Genomic DNA, 18,523 nt, shown 5'->3' with positions numbered 1-18,523 from the left:
CGGACCGGGGGCATGAGGGCTGAACAATGAGCGCGCCCCTGGAATCTCCCCCCACTACACGCGAATCAAGCGAGGCCGCCTGGCGGCCCGCACCGCCGCCAAAGCCGGCGGCCGACGCCACCGAAGAGGCCCTGTACGAAGTCCGGCGCAAAATCTACCCGCGCTCGGTCACGGGCGCTTTTTCGAGCTGGCGGGTCTGGCTGGTCATCCTCACGCAACTGGTCTACTACGGCACGCCGTGGCTGCAATGGAACGACCGGCAAGCCGTCCTGTTCGATCTCGGCGCCCGCAAGTTCTACATCTTCGGCCTTGTGCTGTGGCCGCAGGACGTGATCTACCTGGCGGTGCTGCTGGTCATCTCGGCGCTGGCACTGTTCCTGTTCACGGCCATCGCCGGACGGTTGTTCTGCGGGTACGCGTGCCCACAGACCGTCTATACCGAGATCTTCATGTGGATCGAGCGCCGGGTGGAGGGTGACCGCATCGCCCGCATCCGGCTGGACGGCGATCCGTGGAGCCTGCGCAAGATTCGTCTCAAGGCGACCAAGCACGCGCTGTGGATCCTGATCGCGCTGTGGACGGGCTTTACGTTCATCGGCTATTTCGCACCGATCCGCGAACTGGGCGGCGAGGTCCTGCACTGGACCCTCGGTCCGTGGCAGGCGTTCTGGATGCTGTTCTATGCGTTTGCCACGTGGGGCAACGCCGGGTTCATGCGCGAGCAGGTGTGCAAGTACATGTGCCCGTACGCGCGCTTCCAGAGCGTGATGGTGGACCGCGACACCTACGTCGTGACCTATGACGTGGGCCGTGGCGAACCGCGCGGCAGCCGGTCGCGCAAGGCGGACCACCACGCGGCTGGCCTGGGCGACTGCGTGAACTGCAGCATCTGCGTACAGGTGTGTCCGACCGGGATCGACATCCGCGACGGCCTGCAGTACGAGTGCATCGGCTGCGGCGCGTGCATCGACGCCTGCGACCAGGTCATGGACAAGATGGAGTATCCGCGCGGGTTGATCCGGTACACATCGGAAAACGCGATGCGCAAGAAGCTGTCGGCATCGGACGCCCGCAAGCGGCTGATGCGTCCGCGCACGATTGTCTACACGGCGATCTGGCTCGCCTTGACGGCAGGCTTCGTCACATCGCTGGCCATGCGCGCGCCGCTCAAGGTCGACATCATTCGCGATCGTGGCGCGCTCGGGCGCGAAGTGGAAGGGCGCTGGATCGAAAACGTGTACCGGCTGCAACTGATCAACGCCACCGAGGCGCCGATGAAGTTTCACGTGCAGGCGCAGAGCGACGCGTTGCAGGGCATGGTCGTGGAGTACGACCATGGCGCGGAATCGCTGTCGCCCACGTCGAACCGGCTGCTGCCGATCCGGATTCGTGTGCCGATCGACGATGCGAAGCAGGGTACGCACAAGATCGAGGTGACGGTCACCGCCGAGACCGAAACCGATCGGAAAGTGGATATCCGGCAAAGCACGAGTTTCATCGTGCCTCGCGATCTGTGATGCTGTCACGGATGGTGAGCCGGGACGAATGCCAATAGGAGAGCGCAATGACCCAACACCCCGCAAAGCCCTGGTACAGGGAGCCATGGCCCTGGATTTTGATGAGTGGTCCGCTGCTGGCGATGGTCGCTTGCGGTATCACGATCTGGCTGGCAAACACCCATGCCGATGTGCCGGTGAACGATGCCACGCGCCACGGACTAGTGGTCGAGAAGGCCGGTGCCGATCGCGCTGAACCCGCTGCGAGGCGCCCATGAGACTGCGCTGGCTGATGTGGGTGCTATGGCCGGCGTTTCTGATGGGCGGTGCGGCCACGGCGGTGGTGTTCTCGGTGGTGGATCCCGGAGACCTCAGCTTCTTCGGACAACCGGTAGAAGCTTCCCGGCAGGCGATCTACACCGTTGGCTTCCTGGTCGCGTGGTTGTTCTGCGCGTTGTCCAGCGGGCTCACGCTGTACACGATGCCGGTGAAGCTCAGCGACACCGATGAACTCGAATAGCAATGCAGAACAGGCGCTGCAAACAGAAAGGACGCGCTGGATGGCTCCGGCGCGGCCTTTGTCGTGATGCGTGGCCCTGGCTTTCAGCAGGACCGGCTGTACACCTGCTTGATGCCTGCCATATCGACGAGCTTCACATGTCGCTGACGAATCTGGATCAGGCCTGCTTCGGCAAAGCGCGAGAACAGGCGGCTGACGGTCTCGAGTTTCAGGCCCAGGTAGCTGCCGATTTCCTCGCGGCTCATGCGCAGCACGAACTCGGTGGACGAATAACCGCGCGCCGACAGACGCTCGGACATGTTGACGAGAAACGCAGCCAAACGTTCTTCGGCGCGCATCGATCCGAGCGTGATCAGCATGACCTGGTCCTGCGAGATTTCCTTGCTCATCAGGCGCAGGAACTGGCCTTGCAGCGAGGGAAGGATGCTCGACAGCGATTGCAGGTCGTCGTAGCGTACGACGCAGACTTCGGCGTCTTCCAGCGCGGTGGCGTCGGAGGCGTGCTGCATCTCGCTGAGGCCATCGAGGCCGATGACTTCACCGGGCAGATGGAAGCCCGTGATCTGTGTGCGCCCGTCTTCCATCGTGACGTGCGTCTTCAGTGTGCCAAAGCGAATGGCGTAGACCGCATTGAGCGGTTCGCCCATGCGGTAAAGCGTTTCGCCCTTGTGAACACGCACGCGTTCCTGCACGAGCGTGTCCATCTTCGCCAGGTCTTGTTGCGACATGCCCACGGGCAGGCAAAGCTGGCCCATGGCACACGTTGAGCAACGGGGCGACATCTCGGTGACGGGAATGGAAGTCAACAATTGAAGTGCTCGTTATGAATGCGCTTGCAGCGAGGGCGCGATGCAGGCATTTTACAGCGTCATGTGACGCAGAAGCGAGGAACAGTTGCCTTTTGGTGTGCTTTTAAGCGTTTTTCTGATGGCATTGCTCGGTGGCATGCATTGCGCGGCCATGTGTGGAGGAATTGCTATTGCCGCGGAGCAGAAACAGCACCGCGATGTGGCAATTGTCATACACCGTACCGCTCGTCAGTGGTGGACTGCGCTGTGCATCATGCATGCAGGCCGCATCACGACATACATGCTGCTGGGTGCGGTGATGGGTGCTGTCGGTGCGACGGCGTGGCGGCAGGAGTATCTGCCATTGCAGCGATGGCTTTATGCCGGGGGCAGCATGATGCTGGTACTCACCGGTGTGTGGCTGTTGCGTGGACGCGTGATGCGTTCCGACTGGATCGAGCGGCTCGCCTCTCTGGCCGCCGTGCACGTGGTGCAGCGTGCGCGGGCCATGACCGCCCGACTGCCGGTGCGGCTACGTGGCGAGCGTCGCGCAACGCCGCTGTTGCGCCGATACGGTATGGGTCTGGCCTGGGGGCTGGTGCCTTGCGGAATGATCTATGGCGCATTGGCGCTGGCACTGCTGGCAGGCAACGCGGTGTCGGGCGCGCTGGTGATGGGCGCGTTCGGGCTCGGCACGCTGCCCAACCTGCTGGTGATCTCCGGGCTGTCGGGGTACCTGCGGCAACTCTCGCGCAAACCTGTGGTGCGGGTCGCGTCGGGGCTGCTGGTGATCGGCTTCGGCGTGCTCGGCGTGGCCCGGTCGATCTGGCTCCCGGACACGCTGGCCCAACACGGCTTTTGCGTGGTGTTCTGAATCGGCCACAAGGGCGGGTTGCGGGCGGGGCCGGGAATGCCATACAATCGACGGAACCACGGTATCGCGCCGCACCATTGCTCGGGGCGCCGCTGGGGCCGCATTCCTGATCTGGGGAGCGTGCCCAGGGTTTTTGGCCACTCCGGTGCGCCGAGAACGTCTCAACAGTCCATCCGGTTCAAAAGATCTGGTTAAAAGACCGGCTGCGGTTGGGAAATGGCGCCGGTCAGGGCAGGGTTGCCTGAGCCGATACCGTTTTGTTTCTTGCCGTCTTGGCCATCTGGTGGCCCTGGCGAATGTCCGCCCCGAAGGGAGAAGGCGCGACGCAAGAGGTCCGTTGACTGGTGAAACTGGCCAGCGCCGGACGATCTCCTGCCGGATCGACCCGGCATTTCGATGCAAAAGAACGAGGTGCGCACGGCTGCGCTGCATTAGGCAGGCGAGCTGGCTGCGCGATGAAATGGCGGCGGCTTCGGCCTCGCTGTATCTGCAATCTCCAGTGCTCCGGGATTCGTCCGGGGGCAGGTGCAAAGACAGGCTGCACGCAATCACATGAATACCCAAGAGGCGAAGATCGTCCTCGAGACCGCGCTGATCTGTGCGCAGGAGCCGCTGCGCGTTGGCGATCTGCGACGGTTGTTTGCCGACGACGTCGGTGCCGACACGATCCGAGTGCTGCTCGAGGAACTGCGGCAGGACTGGCAGCCGCGCGGGGTCGAACTCGTGGCGCTGGCCAGCGGCTGGCGCTTCCAGAGCCGCCCCGAGATGCGGGAATTTCTCGACCGGCTGAATCCGGAAAAGCCCCCCAAGTACTCGCGTGCGGTCATGGAGACCCTGGCGATCATCGCGTATCGCCAGCCTGTCACCCGTGGCGATATCGAGGAAATCCGGGGCGTGACGGTCAGCACGGACGTGATCAAGAAACTCGAGGATCGCAGCTGGATCGAAGTCATCGGCCATCGCGACGTGCCCGGTCGTCCCGCCTTGTACGCGACGACCAAGGCGTTCCTGGATGACCTTGGCCTGCGTTCGCTGGACGAACTGCCCCCGCTGGAGGATGCCCAGGCGCAGGCGCAAGCGGCGCTCCTGGAGCAGCAGGCCATCGATTTTGAAGAAATCGCCACGGCTAACCCGCCTGCCGGCGACGAGGAAGCGTTTGCCGAACCGGCAGCCGCGTTGACCGTCGAGGCCGCCGGGCCGGAGGTGGGCGCCGGGCCTGTCGAGGCGGGACAGCAACACGAAGCGGGGCCTGCCGCCCCCAGCGAGGAAGTCGCCGACGGCGATGCCTCCGAAGACGATATCAGCGCCGCCCGGATGCCTGAAGACGACGGGCAGGAAGACGCGCCGGTGGCTCATGCCAACGGCTTCCACATGGACACCGGGGCGCCCGAAGCGGCGCCCGCCGACCCTGCGGACCGGAATGGCGATATGCCGTTCTCGACCGAGGACGACGACGAGCGTGTGTCCAACTGAACAACATGCAACATCGATAGTGAATACTTTGTCTGATTCCGCTGAGCAAGACGTCCGCCAGCCGGACGTGCCGGGTGACACCGGCGCCCCCGATACGGGAAATGACGCCGACGGCGCGCCGCGCCGCAAGGGGCTCCGCCGCGGTTTGCGCAATCTGGTGGCTTCGCGCCGCCAGGCCGCGCAGGATCGGGACGCGGGTCGCGCCGATGGCGACGCGCCGGCACCGGCCGAGGGGGGCGAAACCGCCCAGCCCGCCGCGCCGCGTAGCCGTGGTCGCCGCAAGCCGGCGCCTGCCGCCGATGCCGGTGCGCCAGAGGCGCGGCAGGCAGACGGTGGCGAGGCACAGGCCCAGCCTGGTCAGCGCAAGCGCCGCCAGCAGCCGCAGCGCAAGGCCGCACTGGTCGACGGCGACAACAAGCCGGCGGCCGAACAGGCCGGCAAGCGCAATCGCAATGGCCAGCGCAAGAATCAGGGGGGTGCCGGCAAGCAGGGCGCCCGTGGCGAACAGCGTCAGGGCGACAAGTCGGCGAAGCCGGCCGGCAAGACCGGTGGCGCCAAGGCTGCCGCCGGTGCCGAGGACGTGTTCCGCTTCGTGATCTCCGAGCAGTTCGACGAGGAAGATACCGTCGTGCCGCGCACCAAGGCCAAGCCGGTGCGCGAACTGACGTCGGATGACGATGCGCCGAAGCTGCACAAGGTGCTGGCCGAAGGCGGCCTGGGCTCGCGCCGCGAGATGGAAGAGCTGATCCTGCAGGGCCGGGTGTCCGTCAACGGTCTGCCCGCGCATATCGGCCAGCGCATCCTGCCGGCCGACCAGGTCCGCGTGAACGGCAAGCTGATTCATCGCAAGGTAACGACCAAGCCGCCGCGTGTGCTGCTGTATCACAAGCCGTCCGGCGAGATCGTCAGCCAGTCGGACCCGGAAGGCCGTCCGACCGTATTCGACAGCCTGCCGCGCATCAAGAACGGCAAGTGGGTGGCGGTGGGCCGCCTGGACTTCAACACCGAAGGCCTGCTGATCTTTACCACGTCCGGCGATATCGCCAACCGCTTCATGCATCCGCGCTACGGCGTGGAGCGCGAATACGCGGTGCGGACGCTGGGCGAACTGGCGGAAGCCGATCGCCAGGCGCTGTTGCATGGCATTCAGCTCGACGACGGCGAGGCCAACTTCCTGCGCATCGCCGACGGCGGTGGCGAGGGTGTGAACCAGTGGTATCACGTGGCGCTGACCGAAGGCCGGAACCGCGAAGTGCGCCGGATGTTCGAAGCCGTCGGCCTGACCGTGTCGCGCCTGATCCGCACCCGCTACGGCCAGTTCCTGCTGCCGCGTGGTCTCAAGCGCGGCCGCTGGCAGGAGCTGGAAGCCACGGACGTGCGCAACCTGATGGCCAACATCGGCCTGAAGGCGCCGGCCAAGGCCGAGCAGGGCGGTGGCAAGGGTGGCGTGACAAAGGTGGGCGGCCGCAAGGCGCGTACCGAAGCCGCCATTGCGGGCATGCCAATGCACACGGGCATGGACGGCCTGCCGCGCTTTGAAAAGGCAGGCGGCAACCGCGGCGGCGGCAACGCCGGGCGGGGCCAGCCTGATCCGATGCAGACCTCGATGGGCTACATCCCGTCGGGGCCGGCACCGCTGACGTCGCACACGACGAAGTTCAGTGGCGGCCTGGGTGGCGCCGGCGCCCTGCGCGGTACGGGCGGCACGGGCGGCACGGGCGGCATGCGTGGCGCCGCGGGCGGCAAGGGTGCTGGCGGCGGGCGTGGCGGACGCGGCGGCATGGGCGGCAACGCCGGAAATGCGGGAAACGCAGGCGGAAACCGCCAGCGCCGGGGCGGCGGTGACGTCAACGGCAATGTGATGCCGAAGGCCGCCAAGGGCGGCGGCGGTGGTGGCGGCGGCAATCGCCGGCCGCGCGGCGGTGGCCGGAGCGGTCAACGCTGATTCGGAAGGGGCCGATGCCGGAAAAGTCCGGGATCGGCCGCGTTCCGGCGCGGATCCCAGCAGGCTTTTGCCTTTTAGTCATAATCCGCGTATAATCCAAGTCTATTCAAAAGTATCATCCTCGGCGAGGATGGGCGAATGATGGGCATTGCGCCCATTTTTTTTTGGTTCGCCCGTTTGTGCTTGCGGCTGGATTGCGTCACATGACGCGCTGGTTTGGTGGGGATGATGGGCAGGCAGGGCTTACAGGCCGTTTCGGAACCTCGATTTCAGAACGTTGTGTTGTCCGGTGTCTGCCAAGGTATTGAAAGCCACTACTCGGGAATACAGTGCATCTGGCAGATTTGATCGAAACCACCCTTAACGGCATGGGCTACGAGTTGGTTGAGCTTGAGCGTGCCCCGGCCGGACTTCTGCGTGTCTATATCGATCAGCCTGAAACCGGCATCGTCATTGAGGATTGCGAGAAAGTCAGCCGCCAGCTCACGCACGTGCTGATGGTCGAGAACGTCGACTACGAGCGCCTCGAAGTGTCGTCGCCGGGCCTGGACCGTCCGCTCAAGAAGCTGGCCGATTTTGTCCGCTTCGCCGGTGAGGAAGCCAGGGTCACGCTGCGCCTGCCGGTCAACGGCCAGAAGAACTTCGTCGGCATCCTGCGCGAACCCGCAGGCGAGGCCGGGGCCGAGAAGATCGGCCTGGAATTCGAGGGCAAGGACGGCGCTGCACTGCTGGAATTCGCCATATCCGATGTCGACAAGGCCCGTCTGGTGCCTGTGATCGACTTCAAGGGAAATCAAAGAAAAGGGAACAAGCAATGAGCCGCGAAGTTCTGTTGCTCGTCGATGCGCTAGCGCGCGAGAAGAACGTTGACAAGGATGTGGTCTTTGGTGCACTGGAGGCCGCGCTGGCCTCGGCCACCAAGAAGCGTTTCGAGGAAGACGTGGATATCCGCGTGCATATCGACCGTGAATCCGGTGAGCACGAAACGTTCCGCCGCTGGCTTGTCGTCCCCGACGAACAGGGTCTGCAGGAACCGGACAAGCAGATCCTGCTGTTCGAAGCCCGCGACCAGAACGCCGACATCCAGCTGGACGATTTCATCGAAGAGCAGATCGAGTCGGTGGAGTTTGGCCGTATCGGCGCGCAGGCCGCCAAGCAGGTGATTCTGCAGCGTATCCGCGACGCCGAGCGCGAGCAGATCCTGAACGACTACCTGGATCGCGGCGAAAAGATCATGACCGGCACGGTCAAGCGCGCCGACAAGAAGGGTCTGATCGTCGAATCCGGCCGCGTGGAAGCGCTGCTGGCCCGCGACCAGATCATTCCGAAGGAAAACCTGCGCACCGGCGACCGTGTGCGTGCGTACATCCTGAACGTGGACCGCGCCGCGCGTGGCCCGCAGATCGAGCTGTCGCGCACCGCGCCCGAGTTCCTGATCAAGCTCTTCGAGAACGAAGTGCCTGAAATGGAACAGGGCCTGCTGGAAATCAAGGCGGCGGCCCGCGACCCGGGCGTGCGCGCCAAGATCGCCGTGGTGGCGCACGACAAGCGCATCGATCCGATCGGCACCTGCGTGGGCGTGCGTGGCACGCGCGTCACGGCGGTGCGTAACGAGATTGGCGGCGAGGCCGTGGACATCGTACTGTGGTCTGAAGACCCGGCGCAGTTCGTGATCGGCGCGCTGGCGCCGGCACAGGTGCAGTCGATCGTGGTCGACGAAGAGAAGCACAGCATGGATGTGGTGGTCGACGAGGAAAACCTCGCCGTCTCCATCGGCCGCAGCGGTCAGAACGTACGCCTGGCGTCGGAGCTGACCGGCTGGCAGATCAACATCATGACGCAGGAAGAATCGGCGCAGAAGCAGGCCGAGGAAAGCGAAGTGGTGCGCAAGCTGTTCATGGCCAAGCTGGACGTGGACGAGGAAGTGGCGGACATCCTGATCGAGGAAGGCTTCTCCACGCTGGAAGAAGTGGCCTACGTGCCCATCAGCGAAATGATGGAAATCGAGGCCTTCGACGAAGACACCGTCAACGAGCTGCGCAACCGCGCCCGCGATGCGCTGCTGACGATGGAACTGGCCCGGGAAGAAAAGGTGGAAGAGGTGTCGCAGGATCTGCGTTCGCTCGACGGCCTGACCCCCGAGCTGATCGGCAAACTGGCCGAAGGCAACATCCATACGCGTGACGACCTGGCCGAACTGGCCGTGGACGAGCTGGTCGAGATGGCCGGCGTTGGCGAGGATGAAGCCAAGGCGCTGATCATGAAAGCACGGGAACATTGGTTTAACTGAGGGACACGTCCGGGTTCAACGCCCGGACGCGCTTTCCGCACACGAATTGTCCCGACGTAGAAACCGAGCATTGAAAGGGTTTGAATGGCAAGCACAACAGTTGCCCAACTGGCCGCAGAACTGAGCCGCAGCCCTGCTGCACTGCTGGAACAATTGCAGGCAGCTGGGGTGGGCAAGGCGACGCCTGAAGACATCATTACCGAATCGGACAAGACCCGGCTGCTGGATTACCTGAAGCGGTCGCACGGTCAGGCCGATGACAGCGCACGCAAGAAAATCACGTTGACCAAGCGCGAAACGTCCGAAATCCGTCAATCCGACTCCACCGGCAAGACCCGCACCGTGCAGGTCGAGGTGCGCAAGAAGCGCGTGCTGATCAAGCGCGACGACGTCGAATCGCACGACGACGGTGCCGACGCCCACGCAGCCGAGGCGGCTGCCGAGCTGGCCCGTCGCGACGAGGAACAGCGCCGCGAGCAGGCCGAGGCCCTGGCACGCCAGGAAGCCGAAGCCCAGGCGGCCCGCGAGGCCGCCGAGCGCGAGGAAGCCGACCGCCGCGCCAGGCAGGAAGCCCTGGAGGCCGAACAGCGCCGCCAGGCTGAACTGCTGGCCCAGAAGGCTGCCGAGGAAGCCGCTGCCGCCCAGGCAGCCTCCGACGCCGCCGAGGAAACCGCGCGCAAGAAGGCTGAAGAAGACAAGGCACGTCTGGCCACCGAACGCGCCCAGGCGCAGAAGAACGCCGACGACGCCAAGGCTGCCGCCGACAAGGCCCGCGCCGAGCAGGACAGCGCCAAGGCTGCGGCCGACAAGGCACGTGCCGAGCAGGACGCCGCCGCGCGCCGTCGCCGCGAAGCCGCCGAAGCCGAGGCCCGCGCCATCCAGCAGATGCTGAATGCGCCGCCCCGCGTGCTGAAGGCGCCGTCGGAGCGCAAGGCCGAGGAAAAGAAGGCCGAGCAGACCGGCACGCTGCACAAGCCGGTGAAGCCGGCTGGCACCGAAGTCAAGAAGGACGAGAAGAAGACCGCCGCCGCGCCGGCCGCCACGACGACCACTGCCACCGCTGACAAGAAGGGTGGCAAGGGCAAGGGCGGCGGCAGCTGGCAGGACGACAGCCGTGGCAAGGGCAAGGGCGGTGGCCTGAAGACCCGTGGCGATTCGTCGGGCGGTACCGGCGGCTGGCGCAGCGGCCCGCGTGGCCGTGGCGGCAAGCAGCATGGTGACGATGGCCGCAGCAACTTCCAGGCGCCGACCGAGCCGGTGGTGCGCGAAGTGCACGTGCCCGAGACCGTCTCGGTGGCCGATCTGGCCCACAAGATGGCCGTCAAGGCATCCGAGGTCATCAAGCAGATGATGAAGCTCGGCCAGATGGTGACGATCAACCAGGTGCTGGACCAGGAAACCGCCATGATCGTGGTGGAAGAAATGGGCCACAAGGCATATGCCGCCAAGCTGGACGATCCGGAAGCCCTGCTGCTGGTGACGGAAGGCGAAGAGCAGACCGATGCCGAGCTGCTGCCGCGTCCGCCGGTGGTGACCGTGATGGGTCACGTCGACCACGGCAAGACCTCGCTGCTGGATTACATCCGCCGCACCAAGGTTGCCGCAGGCGAAGCCGGCGGCATTACGCAGCACATTGGCGCGTACCACGTCGAAACCGACCGTGGCGTGATCACGTTCCTGGACACCCCGGGTCACGAGGCCTTCACGGCCATGCGTGCCCGTGGCGCCAAGGCGACCGACATCGTCATCCTGGTGGTGGCGGCCGACGACGGCGTGATGCCGCAGACCAAGGAAGCGATTGCGCACGCCAAGGCTGCCGGCGTGCCGATCGTGGTGGCAATCACCAAGGTCGACAAGCCGGAAGCCAACCCGGACCGCGTCAAGCAGGAACTGGTGGCGGAACAGGTGGTGCCGGAAGAGTACGGCGGCGATTCGCCGTTCGTGCCGGTGTCGGCCAAGACTGGCCAGGGCATCGAGGATCTGCTCGAGAACGTGCTGCTGCAGGCCGAAGTGCTGGAACTGCGCGCCCCGGTGGACGCCCCGGCCAAGGGTCTGGTGGTGGAAGCCCAGCTCGACAAGGGCAAGGGCCCGATCGCGACGATCCTGGTGAGCAGCGGTACGCTCAAGCGCGGCGATGTCGTGCTGGCCGGCAGTGCCTATGGCCGCGTGCGCGCCATGCTGGACGAAAACGGCAAGCCGGCCAAGGAAGCCGGCCCGTCGATCCCGGTGGAAATCCAGGGTCTGTCGGAAGTGCCTGCCGCCGGTGAGGAAGTGCTGGTGCTGCCGGACGAGCGCAAGGCGCGTGAAATCGCCCTGTTCCGTCAAGGCAAGTTCCGCGACGTGAAGCTGGCCAAGCAGCAGGCGGCCAAGCTGGAAACGATGCTCGAGCAGATGGCCGAGGGCGAAGTCCAGACGCTGCCGCTGATCGTGAAGGCCGACGTGCAGGGTTCGCAGGAAGCACTGGTGCAGTCGCTGCAGAAGCTGTCGACCGCCGAAGTGCGCGTGCAGATCGTGCACGGTGGCGTGGGTGGCATCTCGGAATCGGACGTCAACCTGGCCACCGCTTCGAAGGCGGTGATCATCGGCTTCAACGTGCGTGCCGACGCCGGTGCGCGCAAGCTGGCCGAGCACAATGGCATCGACATCCGCTACTACAACATCATTTACGATGCTGTGGACGAGATCAAGGCGGCCATGTCGGGCATGCTGGCGCCGGAGAAGCGCGAGACCACGATCGGTCAGGTGGAAGTCCGCCAGGTCTTCCGCGTGCCGAAGGTTGGCGCCGTGGCCGGCTGTATGGTCACCGACGGCCTGGTCAAGCGTACGTCGCTGGTCCGTGTGCTGCGCAACAACGTGGTGATCCACGACGGCGAACTGGACTCGCTCAAGCGGTTCAAGGACGACGTCAAGGAAGTCAAGCAGGGCTTCGAGTGCGGTCTGTCGATCAAGAACTTCAACGATGTTCAGGAAGGCGACCAGCTCGAGGTGTACGAAATCACCGAGGTGGCGCGTACGCTGTAAGGCGATACGCAAAGACGGCAGGCTCCGGCCTGCCGTTTTCACATCATCGGTAAAGCAAAAAGTTTTGCATGGCCAAGAAAGGCAATATCTCCTCCCGTAATTTGCGCCTGTCCGACCAGATCCAGAAGGAACTGGCCGAGATGATCCAGCGCGAGCTCCGCGATCCGCGCCTGGGGCTGGTCACGCTGCAGTCGGTGGCGCTGACGCCCGACTACGCGCACGCCAAGGTCTACTTCACGGTGCTCGGCGCAGAGCCCGAAGTGGCGGCCGGCGTCCTCCGGGAAAAGGCTGGCTACCTGCATTCGCTGCTGTTCAAGCGCCTGCACATCCATACCGTCCCGACGCTGCATTTCCATCACGATACGTCGGTGGAGCATGCCATCGAGATGTCGAAGCTGATCAACGAAGCCAATTCGACGCGCGCCAAGGACGACGAATAAGGCATCGGCGTTTTTTGCCGTTTTCTCGCGAGCCGGCCTCCGGGCTGGCGCCGCAAACCTCTTCCCCCCGCAATGACCGATTCCCAAGCCAACCGTCCGCCCCGGCTGCCGCGCCGTGACGTGCATGGCGTGCTGCTGCTCGACAAGCCGCTTGGCCTGTCGTCCAACGATGCGCTGGTGCGCGCCAAGCGTCTGCTGCGCGCGAACAAGGCCGGCCATACCGGTACGCTCGATCCGCTGGCCACGGGCCTCTTGCCGCTGTGCTTTGGCGAGGCCACCAAGTTTTCGCAGGATCTGCTCGATGCCGACAAGACCTACGAAGCCGCCGTGCGCCTGGGGGCGACCACGACCACCGGCGATGCGGAGGGCGATATCGTCAGCGAACGTCCGGTCACGTGCGACCGTGCGGCGCTCGATGCGGCAATCGTGGGCTTCACGGGCGAGATCGAACAGGTGCCACCGATGTACTCGGCGCTGAAGCGGGACGGCAAGCCGCTCTACGAATATGCGAGGGCAGGGCAGACCGTGGAGCGCGCGGCACGCCAGGTGACCATCCGCGCGATCACGCTGCTCGAAGTCGATCTGAAAAATAGCCGTTTTACGATGCGAGTGACCTGCAGCAAGGGAACGTACATTCGCACGCTGGCCGAAGATATCGGCGAGGCGCTCGGTTGCGGTGCGCATCTGACCGGGCTGCGGCGCACGGGCGTGGGCGACCTGACGCTGGACGGCGCAGTAACGCTGGAACAGATCGACGCACAGGCGGACGATGTGCGTCCGACGCTGCTCGCGCCGGTAGACGCGCTGCTGCAGCGTTGCCCGCCGGTTCATCTGGATGCGGTGTCGGCCGGACGCTTCCTGCAGGGCCAACGTATCGCGCACCGTGACCTGCCCGAAGGCCAGGCGCCGGAAGCGGGCACGCTGGCGCGCGTCTATGCCGAAGGCAAACTGCTGGGCGTGGCGCGGATGAAGGAAGGCGCGCTGCGGCCCGAGCGGCTCGTAAAACTCTGAGTTTTACCGGCTCCGACGGCAAGCATCCCAAAGAAAAAGGGCATCGACCAGCATCGATGCCCTTTTTTCATGCCGCGTGGCGCATGCCACATGCCGCAAGCCGGCCGGTCAGTGCGCCCCGGCCGCGTCGGCGCCGCCGCCACCCTTGGCACGCTTGGTCAGCCAGACAAAGCCGATCAGCGCGAAGAACAGCACGCCCGAGATCCAGAAGATGTCGTTGGCGCCCAGCATCGACGCCTGCAGCGAGATGTTCCGCTCGATCAGCCCGATGGCCTGCATCTTCGACATGCCCATTGCCATCAGGTGATCGAGCTGGGCCTGGTATGTCGGGTTGTACGGGTTGACCTGTTCGACCAGCTGCGCATGATGCAGCGCCGAGCGGTTTTCCCAGACCGTGGTCGAGATCGACGCCCCGATGGCACCGAACGTGATCCGCACGAAGTTCGACAGGCCCGAGGCTGCCGGAATCTTCTCGGGCGGCTGGCCCGACAGGATGATCGACGTCAGCGGGATGAAGAACATCGCCATGGCCGCGCCCTGGATCAGCGTGGGGATCACCAGCGCCCGCGTGTCCACGCCCGTGGTGAAGCCGGCCCGCATGAAGCTCACCGCCCCGAACGTGATGAACGCCGTGGTGGCCACCCAGCGTGCGTCGATCTTCGGCAGCACCCGGCCGATGATCGGCGACAGGATGATGGCGAAAATACCCACCGGCGCGGTCACCAGGCCGGCATCGGTGGCGGTGTAGCCGACGATGGTCTGCAGCCACAGCGGCAGGATCACGAGATTGCCGAAGAACAGGCCGTAAGCCACCGAGATCGCCACCACGCCGGCCGCGAAGTTGCGGCCCTTGAACAGGTGAATGTCGACGATCGGATGCTTTTCGTAGAGTTCCCAGGCCAGGAAGAACAGGAAGCCGACCACGGCGGTCACGCCCAGCGCCACGATTACGCCCGAATGGAACCAGTCGAGCTCCTTGCCCTTGTCCAGCATCAGCTGCATCGAGCCGACCCAGATCACCAGCAGCGCCAGGCCGATGCGGTCGATCGGCAGCATCTTGGTGGGCGTTTCTCGCTCGCGGTAGATCGACCACGTGACCCAGGCGGTGACGATGCCGATCGGCACATTGATGTAGAAGATCCACGGCCAGGTCATGTTGTCCGAGATCCATCCGCCCAGCAGCGGCCCCATGATGGGCGCGACCAGCGTGGTCATGCCCCATAGCGCCAGGGCCATCGAACTCTTGGCGGGTGGATAGCTGGCCAGCAGCAGGGCCTGCGACAGCGGAATCATCGGGCCGGCCACGGCGCCCTGCAGCACGCGGGCGGCCAGCAGCGTTTCGAGGTTCGGCGCCACGCCGCACAGCCACGACGACACCACGAACAGCAGGATCGACAGCACGAACAGCCGCACCGCGCCAAAGCGCGTGGTCAGCCAGCCGGTGAGCGGCACCGAGATTGCGTTGGCGACCGCGAAAGACGTGATGACCCAGGTGCCCTGGTTCGGCGACACGCCAAGGTCGCCCGAGATGGCCGGGATCGACACGTTGGCGATCGACGAATCGAGCACGTTCATGAACGTGGCCAGCGACAGCGCGATGGTGCCCAGAATCAGCTTGCCGCCGGTCAGCGGCGGATGCGCGGCGGGGCGGGCGGGCGCCGGCTTCGGGGCCGGTGCCGCGCCGCTGTCCGGCGTCGCGGTGGTGGAATTTGCCATGGGCAGTCAGCCAGTCAAACAGGTCGGATCGGATCGATTCAGGTACGGGCGGGCTTGGCCGCCGCACGCGCCGCGGCCGCGCTGGCCGCGCTTGCGGCACCCGCCGCGCCCGGCGCCGGCGGGCGGCCGCCGTTGTTGACCGCGATGATGCGGGCGATCAGCGCGTCGGCGTCCTGCGCCACCTTGTCGTACACATCGGTCTGCAGGGGCCTGGCGGACTTGGCGCTGACCAGCGACGCGCCTTCTTCCTTGCGCACGTCGACCGTGACGTTCATCGACAGGCCCACGCGCAGCGGGTGGTCCTTCAGTTGCTGCGCGTCCAGCGCGATCCGCACCGGCAGGCGCTGCACCACCTTGATCCAGTTCCCGGTGGCGTTCTGCGCCGGCAGCAGCGAGAACGCGGCGCCGGTGCCGGCCGAAAAGCCTTCCACATGACCCGTGTACTTGACCTTCGATCCGTAGACGTCGGCTTCCAGTTCCACCGGCTGGCCGATCCGCATATGCGTGATCTGCACTTCCTTGAAGTTGGCGTCGACCCAGACCTGATCCAGCGGCACCACGGCCATGAGCGGCGTGCCGGCCGCCACGCGCTGGCCCACCTGCACCGAACGCTTGGCCACGTAGCCCGTCACGGGCGCCGGCATCGTCGAGCGCGCGAACGCCAGATAGGCCGAGCGCAGGTTGGCGGCGGCGCGCTGCACGTTCGGGTGCTTTTCCACCGTGGTCTGGTCGGTCAGTACCTGGTTCGAGGCCAGTTGCTCGCGGGCGGCAACCAGCGCCGACTCGGCCGCCTTCAGCGCGGTCTGGGCGTGGGCGATTTCCTCGCTCGACACCGCGCCCGAACCGGCAATGGCCTGGCGGCGGCGCAGGTCATCGCGCGCCTTGGCCACATCGGCTTCGCGCAACGCCACCTGTGCGGACAGCGAACCATTGTTGACGTACAGCGTGCGCACCTCGCGCACGGCCTGGGCCAGCTGGGCTTCGGCCTGCTCCATCGCCACCTGGGTGTCGGCGCGATCGAGCTGGATCAGCGGCTGGCCGGCGGTCACCAGCTGCGTATCGTCGGCGGCAATCGACACCACGGTGCCGCCCACCAGCGGCGTGACCTGCACGACGTTGCCGGCGACGTAGGCGTCGTCGGTGTTCTCGAAATGGCGGGCGTAAAGGCCCCAGTACAGGCCATAGCCGATGCCGGCCACCACGACCGCGGCGGTCAGGGAAACGAGCAGGCGCTTGCGCTTGCCGTTGTTGTCGCCCGCGGGGGCTGCTTGCTGGTTGGTGCTCATGATGGGATCTCTCGAATCTCTGCGATGTGTCGTCTTGTCTGGTTTCAGCCGTTTCCGTCAGGCGCTGCCCTCAACCCTGCGTGCCCGGGGCCGCGCTTGCAGGCTTGCCGGATGCGCCGTGACTGGCGCCCTCGGCTTCCTGGTAGCCACCGCCAAGCGCCTTCATCAGGCTCATCTGCAGGTCCAGCCGGCGCGCCTGCAGATCGGTGGCGAGCCGGCGCTGTTGCAATACGTTGCTTTCGGCGTTGAGCACCGTCAGCTGCGTGCCCAGGCCGGCCTTGTAGCGCGTGGTGGACAGTGCGTAGGCATGTTCGGCCAGGTTCAGCGCCTCGCGCTGCGTCTCGATCTGCTGGTCCACGCTGCGGATGCTGGTCACGGTATCGGCGGTCTCGCGCAGCGCGTCGACCAGCGTCTGGTTGTAGCTGGCCGCCGCGATGTCGTACTGCGCGTACTTGCCCTTGAGGTTGGCGCGCAGGCGGCCGCCCTGGAAGATCGGCAGCGTGACCGACGGCCCCACGCCGAACGTGCGGCTCATGCTCATCAGCAGGTTCGACGGATCGAGCGAGGCCACCCCGGCAAAGGCGGTCAGCTTCACATCGGGCAGGAATTCCTTCTTCGCCACGGTGATGTCCTTGGACGAAGCCTCCACGCGCCAGCGCGCGGCCACGATGTCCGGGCGGCGGCCAATCAGGCCGATGGTCAGGTCGTCGGGCAGTTGCGGCGTGGCGTTGGCCAGCAGCGTGGGCCGCGTGATCTGCAGACCGCGGTCGGGCCCCTTGCCCAGCAGCGCGGCGATCTGGTTGCGCGCCAGCGCGATTTCCTCGTCAACGCGTTGCAGGTCGGTCTGGGCGGCGGCCACGGTGCCGCGCGCCTGGGTGGTTTCCACCTGGGTGTCGAGGCCGGCGGCCAGGCGCTGGCGCGACAGGTCGGTCAGGTCGCGGCGCTGGGCGATGGCGCGTTCGGCCACGTCGCGCTGCGCGTACAGCGCGGCCAGGCGGTTGTAGCCGCGGGCCACCGATGTGGTCAGCATCAGCCGTGCGGCCTGGGTCTCGGCTTCCATCGCACGGTCATCGGACAGCGCGGCTTCCAGCGCATCGCGGTTCTTGCCCCAGAAATCGAGGTCCCACGACAGGCCCAGCTGCAGGCGCGACTGGTTCTGCCATGACCCGGCCAGCGGCGTGCCCGTAAACAGGTCGGTCTCCGAGAAACGCTGGCGCACCAGGCTGCCTTCAAAGTCCACGCCGGGGTAGAGCGCCGAACGCGTGGCATCGGCCATCGCGCGCGAGGCTTCCAGGCGGCCAAAGGCCACCTGCAGGTTCGGATTGCCCTGGATGGCTTCGTCCACCAGCGCACGCAGTTGCGGATCGTGGAACTGATCGACCCAGTCCTGCGACGGCCACTGGCCGTGTTCGCTGGCGAAGGTCTGCGGCGATGCCAGCGTGCCGGCGTCGGTCATGGTCTGCGTGCTGTGCGAATTGCCCAGCGCGGCGCAACCGGCCAGCACGGCAGCGGCCAGCACGGTCAGCGCGAGCGTGCCCGTGCGGCGAAGCTGGCCCGCGCGGCTGGCACGGTGGGAAAGAGAATGAGCGGTGGTCATAGGCGGTGAACTGTGACGCGGTCTGGCGATTTCAGGAATGGCGTGTCTGACGATTGGAATTCTTCT

The 18,523-nt window shown here is 65.7% G+C and carries 15 protein-coding genes; 11 read left to right on the top strand and 4 right to left on the bottom strand.

Annotated elements, in window-relative coordinates:
- The first annotated feature begins 26 nt into the window (after positions 1-26).
- Genes ccoG through AC3FJ6_RS00485 form a run of 3 tightly spaced genes read left to right on the top strand, consistent with a single transcriptional unit; the run spans position 27 to position 2,016 of the window.
- A complete protein-coding gene (ccoG, locus tag AC3FJ6_RS00495; RefSeq protein WP_487523690.1) occupies positions 27-1,517 on the top strand; it encodes a cytochrome c oxidase accessory protein CcoG in 1,491 nt (496 codons plus the stop codon).
- A 47-nt stretch (positions 1,518-1,564) separates the two neighbouring features.
- A complete protein-coding gene (locus AC3FJ6_RS00490) occupies positions 1,565-1,774 on the top strand; it encodes a hypothetical protein (RefSeq protein WP_488770316.1) in 210 nt (69 codons plus the stop codon).
- Positions 1,771-2,016, top strand: a complete 246-nt coding sequence (locus tag AC3FJ6_RS00485; protein ID WP_487523691.1) for a hypothetical protein — start codon at positions 1,771-1,773, stop codon at positions 2,014-2,016. Before AC3FJ6_RS00490 ends, AC3FJ6_RS00485 begins: the two co-directional genes overlap by 4 nt.
- A gap of 83 nt (positions 2,017-2,099) precedes the next feature.
- Here AC3FJ6_RS00485 and fnr read toward each other — a convergent pair whose 3' ends face one another.
- Positions 2,100-2,825, bottom strand: coding sequence for a fumarate/nitrate reduction transcriptional regulator Fnr (fnr, locus tag AC3FJ6_RS00480; RefSeq protein WP_153945224.1), 726 nt, complete (start codon positions 2,823-2,825; stop codon positions 2,100-2,102).
- A gap of 85 nt (positions 2,826-2,910) precedes the next feature.
- Here fnr and AC3FJ6_RS00475 point away from each other — a divergent pair, with 85 nt between their 5' ends.
- From AC3FJ6_RS00475 to truB, 8 genes are all read left to right on the top strand, one after another.
- Complete coding sequence (locus tag AC3FJ6_RS00475; protein WP_488770315.1) at positions 2,911-3,678, top strand: sulfite exporter TauE/SafE family protein; 768 nt, start codon at positions 2,911-2,913, stop codon at positions 3,676-3,678.
- 552 nt (positions 3,679-4,230) lie between these two features.
- The gene (gene scpB, locus AC3FJ6_RS00470; RefSeq protein ID WP_488770314.1) at positions 4,231-5,151 is read left to right on the top strand and encodes an SMC-Scp complex subunit ScpB; all 921 of its coding nucleotides are present in this window, start codon (positions 4,231-4,233) and stop codon (positions 5,149-5,151) included.
- Positions 5,152-5,179: 28 nt separating this feature from the next.
- Complete coding sequence (rluB, locus tag AC3FJ6_RS00465; protein WP_488770313.1) at positions 5,180-7,096, top strand: 23S rRNA pseudouridine(2605) synthase RluB; 1,917 nt, start codon at positions 5,180-5,182, stop codon at positions 7,094-7,096.
- Positions 7,097-7,425: 329 nt separating this feature from the next.
- Entirely contained in the window at positions 7,426-7,914 is a 489-nt protein-coding gene (gene rimP / locus AC3FJ6_RS00460; protein ID WP_029051042.1) for a ribosome maturation factor RimP, read from the top strand.
- The gene (nusA, locus tag AC3FJ6_RS00455) at positions 7,911-9,386 is read left to right on the top strand and encodes a transcription termination factor NusA (protein WP_153945219.1); all 1,476 of its coding nucleotides are present in this window, start codon (positions 7,911-7,913) and stop codon (positions 9,384-9,386) included. Before rimP ends, nusA begins: the two co-directional genes overlap by 4 nt.
- Before the next feature lie 84 nt (positions 9,387-9,470).
- Entirely contained in the window at positions 9,471-12,407 is a 2,937-nt protein-coding gene (infB, locus tag AC3FJ6_RS00450; protein WP_488770312.1) for a translation initiation factor IF-2, read from the top strand.
- Between the two features lie 68 nt (positions 12,408-12,475).
- Complete coding sequence (rbfA, locus tag AC3FJ6_RS00445; RefSeq protein ID WP_488770311.1) at positions 12,476-12,847, top strand: 30S ribosome-binding factor RbfA; 372 nt, start codon at positions 12,476-12,478, stop codon at positions 12,845-12,847.
- Between the two features lie 72 nt (positions 12,848-12,919).
- Complete coding sequence (gene truB / locus AC3FJ6_RS00440) at positions 12,920-13,858, top strand: tRNA pseudouridine(55) synthase TruB (protein ID WP_488770310.1); 939 nt, start codon at positions 12,920-12,922, stop codon at positions 13,856-13,858.
- Positions 13,859-13,966: 108 nt separating this feature from the next.
- On the opposite strand, the gene AC3FJ6_RS00435 is transcribed toward truB, so the two are convergent.
- From AC3FJ6_RS00435 to AC3FJ6_RS00425, 3 genes are all read right to left on the bottom strand, one after another.
- Positions 13,967-15,574: a DHA2 family efflux MFS transporter permease subunit gene (locus tag AC3FJ6_RS00435; protein ID WP_488770309.1), complete on the bottom strand. Its 1,608-nt coding sequence runs from the start codon at positions 15,572-15,574 to the stop codon at positions 13,967-13,969.
- A 38-nt stretch (positions 15,575-15,612) separates the two neighbouring features.
- A complete protein-coding gene (locus AC3FJ6_RS00430; protein WP_153945215.1) occupies positions 15,613-16,860 on the bottom strand; it encodes an HlyD/EmrA/EmrK family protein in 1,248 nt (415 codons plus the stop codon).
- Between the two features lie 70 nt (positions 16,861-16,930).
- Positions 16,931-18,457 carry an AdeC/AdeK/OprM family multidrug efflux complex outer membrane factor gene (locus AC3FJ6_RS00425; protein WP_488770308.1) on the bottom strand — a complete coding sequence of 509 codons (1,527 nt, stop codon included), beginning with the start codon at positions 18,455-18,457 and terminating at the stop codon, positions 16,931-16,933.
- Between the last annotated feature and the right edge of the window lie 66 nt (positions 18,458-18,523).

The sequence above is a fragment of the Cupriavidus sp. 94F1 genome (assembly GCF_057798875.1).
This window is presented reverse-complemented; position numbering and strand designations above follow the sequence as displayed.

What these genes read in the sequence shown, in the direction of transcription:
- ccoG (WP_487523690.1), top strand. Translation starts at nt 27, where the DNA reads ATGAGCGCGCCCCTGGAATCTCCCCCCACTACACGCGAATCAAGCGAG.
- AC3FJ6_RS00490 (WP_488770316.1), top strand. Translation starts at nt 1,565, where the DNA reads ATGACCCAACACCCCGCAAAGCCCTGGTACAGGGAGCCATGGCCCTGG.
- AC3FJ6_RS00485 (WP_487523691.1), top strand. Translation starts at nt 1,771, where the DNA reads ATGAGACTGCGCTGGCTGATGTGGGTGCTATGGCCGGCGTTTCTGATG.
- scpB (WP_488770314.1), top strand. Translation starts at nt 4,231, where the DNA reads ATGAATACCCAAGAGGCGAAGATCGTCCTCGAGACCGCGCTGATCTGT.
- nusA (WP_153945219.1), top strand. Translation starts at nt 7,911, where the DNA reads ATGAGCCGCGAAGTTCTGTTGCTCGTCGATGCGCTAGCGCGCGAGAAG.
- infB (WP_488770312.1), top strand. Translation starts at nt 9,471, where the DNA reads ATGGCAAGCACAACAGTTGCCCAACTGGCCGCAGAACTGAGCCGCAGC.
- rbfA (WP_488770311.1), top strand. Translation starts at nt 12,476, where the DNA reads ATGGCCAAGAAAGGCAATATCTCCTCCCGTAATTTGCGCCTGTCCGAC.
- truB (WP_488770310.1), top strand. Translation starts at nt 12,920, where the DNA reads ATGACCGATTCCCAAGCCAACCGTCCGCCCCGGCTGCCGCGCCGTGAC.
- AC3FJ6_RS00435 (WP_488770309.1), bottom strand. Translation starts at nt 15,574, where the DNA reads ATGGCAAATTCCACCACCGCGACGCCGGACAGCGGCGCGGCACCGGCC.
- AC3FJ6_RS00430 (WP_153945215.1), bottom strand. Translation starts at nt 16,860, where the DNA reads ATGAGCACCAACCAGCAAGCAGCCCCCGCGGGCGACAACAACGGCAAG.
- AC3FJ6_RS00425 (WP_488770308.1), bottom strand. Translation starts at nt 18,457, where the DNA reads ATGACCACCGCTCATTCTCTTTCCCACCGTGCCAGCCGCGCGGGCCAG.